The following is a 13,086-nucleotide window of genomic DNA, read 5'->3' on the forward strand; positions in this document are numbered from 1 at the left end:
CCGCCATGCAATCCCTGAGCCGCCGCCACTTCACCCGCACTCTTCTTGCCGGGGCCACCGCCACTGCGGCCACGGGCTATGCCAGTACTTTGACGGCGGGCCCGCATCGCACGCTGGTTCTGGGCGGTGGCCCCGCCGGGGGGGCCTGCGCATTGGCCCTGAAGCGCGCGCGGCCCGGCGACGCGGTGGTATTGGTCGAACGCGACCCGACCCGGCTGGCCCCCGCGCCCCGGTCGGCGTTTACCGCGCCCCGGTCGGCGTTTACCGCGCCCCGCGCGGGCATCACGCTCGACACGCTGCGCGACGCCGGGGTCGAGGTGATGCTCGACGAGGCCACCGAAATCGACTGGCGCGCCGCGCGGCTGGCGCTGTTCAGCGGCCGCTCGCTGGCCTTCGACACGCTGATGCTGGCCCCCGGCACGGCCCCGGTTCCCGAGGACATTCCCGGCCTCGATGCCGCCGCGCAGCATCGTTGGCCCGCCGCATGGGGCAGCCCGCGCGAGTCGGCGCGCCTGTCGGCCGCGCTTGGCGCCCTGCCAGATGCCGGCCATGTCGTGCTGCGCCTGCCCGCCGATCTCAGCCACCCCGAGGCCGCCCTTGGCCGCGCGCTGGAGCTTGCCGCTTGGATCGACCACCACCGCCCCTCGGCACGGTTGAGCGTGTTGGAAAGCGCACAGGCCAGCCTAGCAGAGGCCTACGAAGCCCGCGCCGCCTCGCAAGGCATCCGCGCAAGGGTGGATTGGCACACGGCCAGAACCGGGGGCCGCGTGCTGCACCTGGATGCGCCCAACGGGATGATCGAGACCTCGGGTGGCGTGTTGCAGGCCGATGTCGTCAATTTCGTCCCCCCCCGCTCTGCTGGACACATCGCCCTGATCGGCGGACTTGCGGATGCGAGCGGCTGGTGCCCCTGTGATGCTCAGGGCCGCTCGACCCTCAGGGACGGGGCGGTGATCCTTGGCGATGCACGTGCGGACGCTGTCCGAACCAGGCAAGCCGCACTCCATTCGGCATCCGTGGCTTTGGAAAACGGGGCGCGGACAGGGTTTGGTATCGCCTGACGGGTCTCCGCCATGTGACGGTCGAAACCGACGCCTCGATTTGGGAGATCAGCAGCGACACCCACCGCGCAAGCATCATCCGGCGCCAAGGCGATTTTCAGCGTTTCAGGGAGATTGCCCACCGTACTTTCGATGAGATCCAGAACCGGCGTATATGCGACGTCGACCTGCCTGTCTTTCCATCCACGCCCGTGACCTGCTCCGTCGAGATTGGGCGGGTCTGGCAACCGGGTGCGCAGCCGAGCTTCGATGTCTTCGACAGGATCCAAGAGCAGGGCTTTGTCCGGCATCTTGTGGTAACGCGCGCTGGAGCCCCGATATTCAGATCAACCTGAAGACGCGGGATCCCGTTGAGGCCCGCCACTTAGGCGCGGTGTTGCGCGGAGAAAGTGCGCGTAATCTCGGGCGCGAGAGCATGCCTTTGCTGATGTAAATGGAGCTGCGCCGCCTCAAGCTGGACGGGCGCGCCATCGCCTACGAAGCCTCGCTCGAAAACGACGAGGCCAACGATCTGCCCCCGCGGTTGATGCGGCGAAGCGCGAGCTAGTGCAGCAGAACCAGGACGCACGGACTGTCCATAGTCAGATGAACTGGAACATGCGGGCCACATGATGAGCGGAGGCTCTGGCCCTTTGCTGTTGCAGCCTGTGCCGGGGACTGACGATGCAGCGAGCGGCGCTTTTCGATGGTCTGTGCTTTGATCTCCTTTCGCTTCCTGAGGGTTGTCTCGGCCCTGCCGAACCAGACGTCGGCCGGTGTGAGGTTTCCGGGGCTCTCGTGGTAGCGCCGGTGATTGTAGTGCTCGACGAAGCCGGCGATGGCATCCTCCAGCGCACCGGGCAGGTAGGCGTTCTCGAGAAGGATCCGGTTCTTCAGAGTCTGATGCCGCCGGCGGGGGGGATGGCTACAGCATCAAAGCCGTTCGGCACGAAACACACGACGATGGCGTGGCCAGGGCCTGCGGACGCCTCAATCAGTTCCATTGCGTGGAAAACCTGCACGAAGGTATTATTCGAACCGCATCACATGTGGACCTGTGCGCGATCCTGGCTGCCAAGCACGTCGCGCAGTCCTTGGAGCGCCCCTTTCCCATACCCCTTCGGGCTGATGATCGAGCTATCCGAATTTACGAAGGAGATGGGCGCGTTGCCGCGCTGAATGGAAAGAACCGCCGACTCGGCGCCGGTTATTTCAGCGAAAGCGAAAACGGCGCCGTGAACCACCTATCGCCAAGCAAATCGTCGCCCGGTAATAAGTATTGTTTATCACCGAAAATCCGCGATATTTATTACTCAATGTTCAAAGCGTCCGACACTGATAATGGCTGATACTCCACAAAAACAGCGCCCCACACTCCGCCAATACGAATTCTTCGTTGCCATCGCGGACGAACTTCATTTCGGGCGCGCCGCTGAACGCCTTGGAGTGGCCCAGCCAGCGCTGACACAGCAACTCAAGCTTCTCGAGGAGGTGTTTGGAGGCGAGTTGCTCTTCGATCGGAACAGGCGAAGGGTTCTTCTTACCGAGTTCGGATCTGCCATCTTGCCTGAAGCGCGCGCCCTACTTCGGCAGGCGAGCCGTGTCGAAAGCGTCGCTCGATTGATGGCGGAAGGGCGGGGAGGGCGCCTGAAAATCGGCTACATCGGATCCGCCTCCTACGCAGGCATATTGAGCCGCATCCTCAGAACCTTCAGGGAAGGTGCGCCCGATGTCGATCTGGTGCTTCAGGAACTCGACATGGACCTTCAGATCCAGGAGATCCAGGCGGGCCGCATGGATACCGGGTTCGTGCGCCTGCCGGTTCCGGACACGCCGGATGACGTCAGAACTGTGTCTGTTCTCGAAGAAGAGATCCTTCTTGCTGTTCCCTCGTCGCACAAGCTTGCCAGCCGTAAGGCGGTCAAAATGTCGGACCTTTCTGACGAGAGATTCATATTCACGCATCTCGGACCCGACATTGGCTTCGCGGCATGTGCTTACAAGCTCTGTGCGGATGCCGGATTTGCCCCGAATATCGTGCATCATGCGCGGCAATTCACGGCCATCATCAGCTTCGTATCCGCCGGCCTCGGTGTCGCCTTTGTTCCTGCGTCCGCCGCCCTCATGAACGACACAGGGGTGAACTTCGTCCACATTTCGGATGCGAAAATCAAAAGCCGGATTGGCCTGGCCTATCTCGACAAGCCGACCAACCCAGCCTTGAAGCGGTTTCTCGAAACGGTGCCCGATTGATCAGCCGACGGTCGTACCGCCGCAAACGAACACTGTCTGACCGGTAATGAAATCGCTGCGATCGTCGGCGAAGAACGATACCGCCTGAGCGACATCATCCGGTGCGCCCATCCGGCCAACCGGGATCGCATCGATTATACGCCGGGTCTCTGGTGCGCCTTCGGGATTGTTCTTCCAGAAAGCAGAGGTGGCGATGGGACCGGGCGCCACGCAGTTCACGGTAATCCCGTGTCCTGCAAGCTCGAGTGCCCATGTTCTGGCCATGGATTGCAGCGCACCCTTGCTGGCCGAGTAAAGCGACCGGTCGATCTTTCCCTTGGTCACGCGACTGGTGTTCATGATGATCCGGCCACGGCCGGCGCGCTTCATCCCATCGATGGCGCCGCGCGCTGCGGCAAGCGCGCTTCGCACGTTGACGTGCATGACCTCGTCGAACTCCTCGATGTCGAGGTTCTCGATGGAGGCCGGACGCACGATACCAACGTTGTTGACCAGACATGTCACCGGGGTCTTGGCGGCAATCTCGTCGACAGCCGCACGCGTCGCAGACGCGTCGCCCAGATCGACCCGTCTTGCATCTGCCGCCAGATCACTGTCGTGGGGATCTTCGATGTCGAGCACATGCACCCGCCATCCATCCGCCATCAGTCGCTTGGAAATCCCCAGACCGATATTCCGGGCGCCCCCGGTGACGATCGCGCTCCGCTCAGCTGTCATCAGCGCGAACCGACGATGGATGGCGCACAAGCGGTTTCACCGCGATAGCCATGTAAGGAAATAGCGGCAAGCCGGAAAGGATCTCGTGCAGTCTGTCGATGTCCTTCACGTCGAATATGGAGAGGTTGGAATACGTCCCGGCGACGCGCCAGATATGGCGCCACTCACCCGCATTCTGGATCTCCTGCGCGTAGGCCTTTTCCTTTGCCTTGATGTCCGCCGCCGCGCGCTCCGGCATGTCGACCGGCAAGTTCACGGTCATTTCCACTTGAAACAGCATGGACCTTAGATCTCCCGTTTTCCCGCCAGATAGGCTTTGCGCCAGCGGGTCACCTCGACCCGCTGAAAGAGACCCGCTTCATGAAACGGATCGTTCTGGATGAAAGATTGGGCTTCATCCCTGTCATCGACGTCGAGCAGGTAGAGTCCGCCGGACGCGAACGACCCGTCATCGGAAAGCTTGGCGCCACAGGCCAGCAAGCTCTGCTCATGAGCGTCGAGGTAGGCGAGGTGGCGATCTCTCACCTCCAGGCGAAGGTCGTGGTGACCATCCTTGTCCCAGGTTTCGATCATGTATGGCATGAGATGCCCCCCCTTTCGCTTAGGCGCCGAGCAAGCCCCAGAGCATCACCGCCGCTCCGAAAATGAGGCCGAGATAGATCAGGATCAGGACCAGGTACCCCATCACGTCGCGCAGGCGCAGGCCCGAGATCGCCAGAACCGGCAAGATCCAGAACGGCTGAACCATGTTCGTCCACTGGTCGCCGATCTGAACCGCGAGCGCTGTGGCCGGGATCGAGGCGCCGATTTCCTGAGCGGCTCCCATCATGACCGGTCCCTGAATGGCCCACTGGCCACCACCCGACGGCGCAAGGAGATTGATCAGGCCACCCGACAGGAACGACCAGATCGGCAGAGTTTCCGGCGTGGAGATGCTGACGAACATCTGCGCGAAGGTCACGAGCAGGCCAGATCCGGTCAGAACACCAAGAATGCCGGCGTAGAACGGATACTGGATGATGATCCCTGCCACGATCGTCACACCTTCGCTCAGCGCCGTCAGATACTTGGCGGGCGACGCGAAGAGCAGAATCCCCAGGAAGACGAAGACGGTATTGATGATGTTGAGGTTCAGCGAGCCGCCGGCGAAAAAGTGGTTCGCCGCATACAGAAGCCCGAGGGCGCCGATGGCGACACCCACGACCGGGCTCGCATTCATGCGATCCGCCACCGAGCGCACAGCCTCACCAGCCGCCTTTGCTGCCTCCGAGGTCGTATCGCGCTTTGCCTCGATTACCTCGGAGGCATCCTTGGGATGCAGCCAGGCATTGAAGAATGGCAGTGTCACGACAATGATCAGACTGGTGATCAGAAGAACCGGCGACAGAATGGTCTCGCTGATCGGCACGATGCCGATTTCATCCTGAAGGAAATGTCCTTCGGTCGCGATCAGAAGGGGAACCGATCCGGACAGGCCAATGCCGTAAAGCGCAAAGCCGGAATAAGCGGCCGCAATGACCAGCGGGTAGTGAAGACCTTTGACACGCTGACCGAGTTCTCGGGCGACCAGAGTGCCGATCACCAGGCCGAAGCCCCAGTTGAGCCAACTGCCGATCGCGCCGACAAGCGTCGCGACAATCACGGCCGTTGCCGGTTTCTCGACCTTCGAGACCAGCTTCACAAGAACCGCATTAACTGGCGGCGACTTTGCAAGAAGATACCCGGCCAGAAGAATGACCGTCATCTGCATGGAGAAGGCGAGCAGGTTCCAGAAGCTCTCGCCCCAGTAAACGGTTGTCTCCATGAAGCCGGTGCCCTCAACCGCCATCGCAAGCCCGATGGTGAGGAATGTGAGGCCTACGGCAATCACAAGCGGGTCCGGCAGATAGCGCCCGACAAGCCGTGTGAAGAAGTTGGCAAGTCCGTTCATCGTGATCCTCCCTTGAATCCAAAACTTGCCGTTTGCTTATCACCGGGTCTGTGTGATAATCAAATACGAAATGTTGGGGAGAGTTGAGATGTCTAAGGTCATCATCGTCGGGGGCGGCACGATGGGGGCGTCAATTGCTCGACTGTTCGCATCGAAAAATTGGTCTGTTCAGCTGATTGAGCCGAATGCGGACCACGGCGCGAAGCTGCGGGAAAATCTCCGGGGCGTAGCGATCCTGCCTGACCTCAAAGAGGCATGCGACGCGGATGTTGCCGTGGAATGCGTTCCCGAAGAGGCGGCCTTGAAGCGCCGGGTCCTTCGGCAAATCGAAGACAAGGTTGCCCGGGACGCCCCCGTCTTGTCGAACACCTCGGGCCTGTCACTTTCGGACATATCGTCCGAGATGTCCGCCCCGATCCGCGCGGCGATCGCTCACTTCTTCAATCCCGGAGACGTGATTCCCGCGGTCGAGGTCGTCACTGCGCCGGAAGCCACGGAAGACTTCACCGAAACGGTCATGAGCCTGCTGCGGTCTCTGGGCAAGAGGCCTGCGCGCCTGTCCCGGGAGGTTCCCGGATTTATCGCCAATCGCATCCAGCATGCCATCATGCGCGAATGCTTTCACCTCGTGGAAACCGGCGTGGCAGAGCCCGCCGATATCGATGAAATCGTCAGATGGTCGATCGGGGTCCGGATGGCGGCGTCGGGTCCGTTCCGGCAGCGCGACCTCAATGGCCTCGATACGCATCTGAAAATATCACGCTACCTCTACCCGGACTTGGCATCGGGCACTTCGCCGTCCCCGGTCCTCGTACGCTTGGTGGAGGAGGGTCGGCTGGGTAGGCGATCCGGACACGGCTTCTACGACTGGCCCGATGGCCAAGGTGAAAAGGCGGATGAAAACGCGCTGCGTGCAGTGCTCGCGGCGGTCGAGGCCTATGCAGGGGAGAGCGAGACATGAAACGCTGGACACAAAGGCCGGAAGGCTCGAACTGGGGAGATTTCGGCGAGGATGACGAACTTGGTCGCATGAACCTCGTCGGGCCGGAGCAGGTCCGGGCCGGCATTGCGACCGTGACGGAAGGGCAAACACTATGCCTCTCGCTGCCGCTCGATCTTCCCGGTGGCAATCTCCTCAATCCACGCAGATACCCGCCGAAGCTGGCGCCGACGGAGCTTGACGGCAGCCAATACGTGAACTTTCCGCTGGCCAACCTCGATCCCGACCTCCGCGATGTCATCAGCGATGACCGTGTGATCCTCTACACCCAGTATTCGACCCAGTGGGATTCCCTGGCGCATGTGGGCGCGCTTTTCGACGCCGACGGAGATGGCACGCCCGAAAAGGTCTATTACAATGGTCATCGCGCCGAGACGGATGTCCAGGGACCCGGGCGTGAAGGCGAAGCTTCGAAGGCAAATCGTCTCGGCATCGAGACCCTGGCATCTCACGGCGTCCAGGGTCGGGCCGTTCTCGTCGACCTCGCGTCGGTTTTCGGGATGGAGCGCACCCTAGTCGGATACGACAAACTGCAGAAGGCCCTCGAGACCACTGGCGTGCGCATCGAACGGGGCGACATGGTGGTTCTGCGAACGGGGTTCTCCGAGCGCGTCATGGAGATGAACGGAAAACCGGATGTCGACCAGCTCGACAAGACGGGCGCCGTGCTCGATGGCCATGATCCGAAGCTGCTCCAGTGGATCACCGACAGCGGCATCGCCGCCCTCTGCGCCGACAACTACGCCGTCGAGAATCCTCACCCGCCGGCTGGGGCGACCTTGAAGCTCCCCTTGCATCACCACTGCCTGTTCAAGCTTGGCCTCCCCCTCGCCGAGCTCTGGTATCTCAAGGATCTCGCGACATCTCTCGATGCCCTCGGGCGGCGCGAGTTCCTGCTTACGGCCCCGCCCCTTCGACTTCCCGGTGCACTGGGATCCCCCGTCACGCCCATCGCGACGCTCTGAGGAGGCATTCCATGCCCAGCAGCCAACCTGCAATCATCTGCGTTGCCATCACCGGATCCCTGCCACGGAAAAGCGACAACCCTGCCGTCCCCGTTTCGATCGAGGAACAGGTCGAAAGCACACATGCCGCCTTCGAAGCGGGGGCCTCCATCTGTCACGCCCACGTCAGGAACTACGACGAGACCCCGTCGTCCGATCCGGATCTCTTCGCACGCCTCAAGGACGGATTGGAAAAACACTGTCCAGGCATGATTATCCAGTTCTCGACCGGCGGCCGGTCCGGTGCCGGTCGCGCCCGCGGCGGCATGCTACCGCTCGCGCCGGACATGGCATCCCTGTCCGTGGGTTCGAACAACTTTCCGACCCGCGTCTACGAAAACCCGCCGGATCTCGTGTCTTGGCTTGCCGGGGAAATGCGCAACTACGGCGTCAAACCGGAGATCGAAGCATTCGATCTCAGCCACATCCTGCAAGCCAAGGCGATGGTCGATCGCGGCGAACTGGTCTCGCCGCCCTACATCCAGTTCGTCATGGGCGTGAAGAACGCCATGCCTGCGGACCGGGACGTCTTCGACTACTACGTGCATACCGTGAAGCGCCTCTTCGGCGACATCCCGTGGTGCGCCGCGGGCATCGGACGGCACCAGATCGAGCTTAATGCCTGGGCAGCCGAAGCGGGCGGCCATCTGCGCACCGGCCTCGAGGACAACATCCGTCTCGACCGGAACACTCTCGCGCCGTCAAACGCCGCCCTCGTCGCACGCGCCGTAGACATGTGCCACGCCCACGAGCGTCCGGTCGCCACTGCGATGCAGGCGCGCCAAATCCTCGGGCTCAAGGAGGCCGCATGACCTTTCTGAACGTAAACGGCGCCGTCATCCATCACCGCATTCGACGCCGAGGCGATTTCGCCGTGGTCTTGCTCAACTCTCTCGGGACAGATCTCCGCATCTGGGACGACGTGGTGTCCGAGCTTCCGGATGACTGGACGATCCTGCAGATGGACAACCGGGGTCACGGTCTATCGCAGGAGGCTGACGCGTGCATGGATGTCTATGCGTCCGATGTTGCCGGCCTGATGGATCACTACGGTATCGGCCCGGCCCTTGTTTGCGGTGTCTCCATCGGTGGCATGATCGCCCAGCGGCTCTTTCACATGCGGCCGGACCTCGTGCGATCTCTGCTTCTGTCAAACACCGCGGCGAAAATCGGTGATGCAGAGAGCTGGCAGGCCCGGCTCGACCTGCTGAACAAGGTCGGCCTCGACGCAATGGCCGACGGCGTTCTCGAAAGATGGTTCTCCGAGGGCTTCCGGTCAGGCCGCCCGGACGACACTCAGGGGTATCGTGCGATGCTGGCCCGAACTCCTGCCGAGGGATATGCCGCTGCTTGCCGGGCCATCCGGGATACCGATCTCCGGGACAAGTCGAACCGCATCGATGTGCCCGTGATCTGTATCTCCGGGTCCGACGATCAGGCCACGCCCCCGGAGCTGGTCGCCGATTTCGCCAACACCCTCCCGCGGGCCACGCTTACCGAAATATCGGGCGCAGGACATCTGCCTTGCATCGAGACGCCTTCGGAGGTCGCTGCGGCCCTGATTGACCTTGCCGAGCGCACCTGACCTCACCAGATCAAAGGCGTGAGCGGGGCCGTCAGCGCCTTATATCTTGTTTCGGAACCGGGCGTCTTGCGCTGCGAGCCAGTTTCGGAGCAACGCCCCCTGCGATGCGAAACGCTCGACATGCACGCCACTGGACCTGTCACCCTTCGGTGCCGCCCGTCAGCTGGCGGACCGCAAACCGCCCTGTTCCGATGCCGCAGTGGGGACCAACGCAAGCACGAGATCCTCCATCGACAGAAAGCCGACGGTCTCTCCCTTGCGCATCACCGCGAAGGTCAGGCTGACGTCGCCTTGGGCGCGGGCGATCACGCTTTCCAGCGTATCGTCCACGTCCACCGTGCCGGCGACCTGAGCGCCCGGGGCATCCCCCACCGGCCGCATGACGGTGCGGGCGCGCAGAACCCGCGCGCGATTGATGTCCGAGATGAAATCCACGATGTACGGATCGTTGGGCTTGATCAGTATTTGCTGAGGCTCGCCCTGCTGGATGATCTCTCCGTCCTTGAGAATGACGAGGTGATCGGCCAGCTTCAACGCCTCGTCCAGATCATGGGTAATGAAGACCACCGTCTTTCGCAGTTCTGCCTGAAGTTCCAGCAGCAGGTCCTGCATGTCCGTGCGGATCAGCGGATCCAGCGCCGAGAACGCCTCATCCATCAGCATGATGTCGGCATTCGAGGTCAGCGCACGGGCGATGCCGACGCGCTGCTGCATGCCGCCTGAAAGCTGGTGCGGATACTGGCCGTCTTGCCCTTCCAGCCCAACGCGGTTCAGCCACTTGCGCGCCTCGGCCTCGTACTCGCGTCGCGCCACACCGCGCACGTCGAGCGGCGTCGCCGCGTTTTCCAGCACGGTGCGGTGCGGCAGCAAGGCGAATTTCTGGAACACCATGGACATGTTCTCGCGCCGGACCTGGCGCAGGCGCTCGGCGTCGTAGTCCATGACATTTTCGCCATTGACGATGATCTCGCCCGCGGTGGGCTCGATCAATCGGTTGATATGCCGGATCAGGGTCGATTTCCCCGACCCGGACAGGCCCATCACCACGGTGATGTGCCCGGCCCGCATGTCCACGTTGATGTCGCGCAGCCCCAGCACGTGTTGGTGGGTTTCGAGCAGTTCGGATTTGTGCATCCCGCCTTGCGCGATGGAAAGCACATCCTCGGGGCGGGCGCCGAAAATCTTGTAGAGGTTTCGGATCGAAATCTTGATATCGTCGCTCATGGTGCCCTCAGTTCGGTTGCGATGCGTTGACACGCGCGAGCGCTGCCTTGGTGGTGCGGTCCAGGATGACCGCCAGCAGCACGATGCCCAGCCCCGACATGAGGCCCACGCCCAGTTCGAGATTGCGGATGCCGCGCAGGACAAGCACCCCAAGCCCCGGCGCCGAAACCAGCGAGGCGATGACGACCATGGCAAGGCTCATCATGATGGTCTGGTTCACGCCGGCCATGATGTTGGGCAGGGCAAGCGGGATCTGCACGTCGAACAGCTTCTGACGGTCGGTCATGCCGAAGGCATCCGCGGCCTCGATCACCTCGCGGTCGACCAGCCGGATGCCCAGGTTCGTCAGGCGGATCACCGGCACGATGGCGTAGAGGATGATGGCGATCCCGTAGAGTTTGGGCTCGGTCACCGAGAAGAGGAAGATCAGCGGGATCAGGTAGACGAAAGGCGGGAGCGTTTGCAGCATGTCCAGCACGGGGATCATGCCGTTCTGGAACCGGTCGCTGCGCGACATGCCGATGCCGATCGGCACCCCGAGCAGAACACAAAGTGACGCGCAGACAAAGATGATCGCCAGCGTCTGCATTGTGTATTCGTAATAGTCGATGAACGCGAGGAACCCCAGGCACAGGGCGACGAACCCCGTCAGCTTGAGCGAGCGCGAGACGACCTGCACCACCAATAGGATAACCGGGATCACGATCCACCAGGGCGATTCGGTAAACAGGTATTGCGCGGCTTCCAGGAACCAGCTGAGCGGTTGGGTCAGCGGGTCGAACACGAGGCTGAGCGAATCCTTGATGGCGAGAAACCCGTTTTCGAGGCCCAGCGTAAGTTCCCGCGATTGGGGAAAGGACGGACAGGCGTCGTTGAATGCATCCATCGACGGAAAGGGGAGATCCCAGATCGAGCTATCGGCCTGCTGGCCGGAACTCTGGTTGATAAGGTCGGCCATGGACATCGGGGCCGTGCCCCCGTCGGTGCCGCACCAGTCCCGCAAGCCAAGCCCGTCGAAAAGCCAGTCGTATGTCGCCATCTTGTCGTAATCTCCGTCACATGCCGCCGCCGGGCCAAGCCCGGAAAAGCGGGCGGCGGCGCCGGGCCGCCGCCCATGGGGTCCGTTTACTGAAGCAGCGCCGAGAGGTTCTCGCGGGCTTCGTCGTTCAGCCAGCCCGACCAGGCGTCCGGGAAGTTCGTCAGGAAGTAGACCGCGCCTTCTTCGGAGGAGGCGTTGTTCTCGTCGATCCAGGCCACGATCTGGCTCATGGTGTCGACCTCGAAGGTCATGTTCGACAAGAATTCGGCGACCTCGGGCTCACGCTCGGCGAAATCGGTGGTCACGGTGGTCAGAACCGGGGCGGCCGGAAAATCCGACGGCTGCGGGTTGGGATTGTCGGGGTTCTGATTGGCGAGATGTGCTTCTTCGTTATAGTCGCCCAGGTCGATGCGCACCATGTCGTACGTACCCAGCAGCGCCGTCGGGGCCCAGTAGTAGCCGAACCACGGCTCCTCGTTTTCGTAGGCCGAGGCCATCGAGGTCGCCAAGGTTTCGCCGGACCCGTGGTTGAACACTTCGAAACCGGCTTCTTCGACGCCGAAGGCCGGGATCAGGTTGTCATTCGCGATCCGGCAGCCCCAGCCCTCGGGGCAGTTGTGGAACATCCCGCCAACAAGGTCGGGATTGCCCAGGACACCCTCGATGGTGGCCAGTTCGGGATGCGCGTCAACCAGGTAGGACGGCACCCACCAGCCCTCGACGCCGCCGGGCTCAAGCACGGCACCGAGGCGCTGGACGCGGCCTTCTTCCTCAAGGCGGGTATACACCTCGCCGGTGGAGTTCAGCCACAGTTCAGTGACGATGTCGGGCTCGTTATTCTCGGCCAGCGAAGTGACCGCCGGCGTGGTGTCGGACGGCACGACCGACACGTCACAGCCGTATCCCTGTTCCATGATGAAGGTCGCAACATTGGTCACGACCGAGGCCGAGGCCCAGTTCATCTCGGTGATGGAAACCTCGCCACAGCTGCCTTGTGCAAATGCTGGCGCCGCCAGAAGTCCAAACAGGGCAGTACACATCGTTCTCTTCATCAGAGAGCTCCCGCAAGAATTGCAATTACGCGTGGAACACCGATCGCCTGCGCCACGCTCTCGCGCAGGGCAGATGTCGACCAGATACGACGCTTCGCGCGTCGTGCAGACCGGACCCCGTGAGGATTAACGGTGCACCGAAGGTCGATGCACAGCACCCCGTCCAGCCTGCTGCTCACGAAGCCTTAGCTATCAAACCAATCGGTGAAGGCAATGCCAAATGTCGCTTTCAGGCCATGATG

15 protein-coding genes and 1 pseudogene are annotated in these 13,086 nt (G+C 62.2%); 8 read left to right on the top strand and 8 right to left on the bottom strand.

The annotated features are described in order from the left end of the window. Positions 1-5: 5 nt before the first annotated feature. Together ABD923_RS13850 and ABD923_RS13855 are read left to right on the top strand one after the other, a co-directional pair. A complete protein-coding gene (locus ABD923_RS13850; RefSeq protein WP_259549689.1) occupies positions 6-1,061 on the top strand; it encodes an FAD-dependent oxidoreductase in 1,056 nt (351 codons plus the stop codon). A 14-nt stretch (positions 1,062-1,075) separates the two neighbouring features. After that, positions 1,076-1,396, top strand: a complete 321-nt coding sequence (locus ABD923_RS13855; protein ID WP_259549688.1) for a hypothetical protein — start codon at positions 1,076-1,078, stop codon at positions 1,394-1,396. A gap of 313 nt (positions 1,397-1,709) precedes the next feature. On the opposite strand, the pseudogene ABD923_RS13860 reads toward ABD923_RS13855, so the two are convergent. Beyond that, positions 1,710-1,952: pseudogene (locus ABD923_RS13860) on the bottom strand (integrase core domain-containing protein); the annotation flags it as partial. Positions 1,953-2,047: 95 nt separating this feature from the next. On the opposite strand from ABD923_RS13860, the gene ABD923_RS13865 reads away from it, so the two are divergent. Both ABD923_RS13865 and ABD923_RS13870 read left to right on the top strand, forming a co-directional pair. Then, positions 2,048-2,389, top strand: coding sequence for a hypothetical protein (locus tag ABD923_RS13865; RefSeq protein ID WP_259549687.1), 342 nt, complete (start codon positions 2,048-2,050; stop codon positions 2,387-2,389). Next, positions 2,382-3,293: a LysR substrate-binding domain-containing protein gene (locus ABD923_RS13870; protein WP_259549686.1), complete on the top strand. Its 912-nt coding sequence runs from the start codon at positions 2,382-2,384 to the stop codon at positions 3,291-3,293. Before ABD923_RS13865 ends, ABD923_RS13870 begins: the two co-directional genes overlap by 8 nt. Here ABD923_RS13870 and ABD923_RS13875 read toward each other — a convergent pair whose 3' ends face one another. From ABD923_RS13875 to ABD923_RS13890, 4 genes are read right to left on the bottom strand one after another with little or no spacing between them, the layout of a single operon-like run. Beyond that, on the bottom strand, positions 3,294-4,040 hold the full coding sequence (locus ABD923_RS13875; RefSeq protein WP_345229511.1) for an SDR family NAD(P)-dependent oxidoreductase: 747 nt from the start codon (positions 4,038-4,040) through the stop codon (positions 3,294-3,296). Continuing rightward, complete coding sequence (gene catC / locus ABD923_RS13880; protein ID WP_259549684.1) at positions 4,000-4,290, bottom strand: muconolactone Delta-isomerase; 291 nt, start codon at positions 4,288-4,290, stop codon at positions 4,000-4,002. The genes ABD923_RS13875 and catC overlap by 41 nt, the downstream gene beginning before the upstream one ends. A gap of 5 nt (positions 4,291-4,295) precedes the next feature. Next, a complete protein-coding gene (locus ABD923_RS13885) occupies positions 4,296-4,592 on the bottom strand; it encodes a YciI family protein (RefSeq protein ID WP_345229512.1) in 297 nt (98 codons plus the stop codon). 19 nt (positions 4,593-4,611) lie between these two features. Continuing rightward, a complete protein-coding gene (locus tag ABD923_RS13890; protein ID WP_259549666.1) occupies positions 4,612-5,940 on the bottom strand; it encodes a short-chain fatty acid transporter in 1,329 nt (442 codons plus the stop codon). A gap of 88 nt (positions 5,941-6,028) precedes the next feature. Here ABD923_RS13890 and ABD923_RS13895 point away from each other — a divergent pair, with 88 nt between their 5' ends. The 4 genes from ABD923_RS13895 to pcaD are packed head-to-tail and all read left to right on the top strand — an operon-like array spanning position 6,029 to position 9,529. Beyond that, positions 6,029-6,901 carry a 3-hydroxyacyl-CoA dehydrogenase NAD-binding domain-containing protein gene (locus tag ABD923_RS13895; protein ID WP_259549664.1) on the top strand — a complete coding sequence of 291 codons (873 nt, stop codon included), beginning with the start codon at positions 6,029-6,031 and terminating at the stop codon, positions 6,899-6,901. Then, positions 6,898-7,905: a cyclase family protein gene (locus tag ABD923_RS13900; protein WP_259549662.1), complete on the top strand. Its 1,008-nt coding sequence runs from the start codon at positions 6,898-6,900 to the stop codon at positions 7,903-7,905. Before ABD923_RS13895 ends, ABD923_RS13900 begins: the two co-directional genes overlap by 4 nt. 11 nt (positions 7,906-7,916) lie before the next feature. Beyond that, positions 7,917-8,756, top strand: a complete 840-nt coding sequence (locus ABD923_RS13905; RefSeq protein ID WP_259549660.1) for a 3-oxoadipate:acetyl-CoA acetyltransferase — start codon at positions 7,917-7,919, stop codon at positions 8,754-8,756. Beyond that, positions 8,753-9,529, top strand: a complete 777-nt coding sequence (pcaD, locus tag ABD923_RS13910) for a 3-oxoadipate enol-lactonase (RefSeq protein ID WP_259549658.1) — start codon at positions 8,753-8,755, stop codon at positions 9,527-9,529. Before ABD923_RS13905 ends, pcaD begins: the two co-directional genes overlap by 4 nt. Positions 9,530-9,688: 159 nt before the next feature. Here the strand turns inward: pcaD and ABD923_RS13915 are convergent, their stop codons facing one another. From ABD923_RS13915 to ABD923_RS13925, 3 genes are all read right to left on the bottom strand, one after another. Continuing rightward, complete coding sequence (locus ABD923_RS13915; protein WP_259549656.1) at positions 9,689-10,753, bottom strand: quaternary amine ABC transporter ATP-binding protein; 1,065 nt, start codon at positions 10,751-10,753, stop codon at positions 9,689-9,691. Positions 10,754-10,760: 7 nt separating this feature from the next. Further along, a complete protein-coding gene (locus ABD923_RS13920) occupies positions 10,761-11,792 on the bottom strand; it encodes an ABC transporter permease (RefSeq protein WP_259549650.1) in 1,032 nt (343 codons plus the stop codon). 86 nt (positions 11,793-11,878) lie between these two features. After that, complete coding sequence (locus tag ABD923_RS13925) at positions 11,879-12,844, bottom strand: ABC transporter substrate-binding protein (RefSeq protein WP_259549649.1); 966 nt, start codon at positions 12,842-12,844, stop codon at positions 11,879-11,881. Positions 12,845-13,086: the final 242 nt, after the last annotated feature.

It is taken from the genome of [Roseibacterium] beibuensis (assembly GCF_039542305.1).
Classification (GTDB): Bacteria; Pseudomonadota; Alphaproteobacteria; order Rhodobacterales; family Rhodobacteraceae; genus Roseibacterium; species Roseibacterium beibuensis.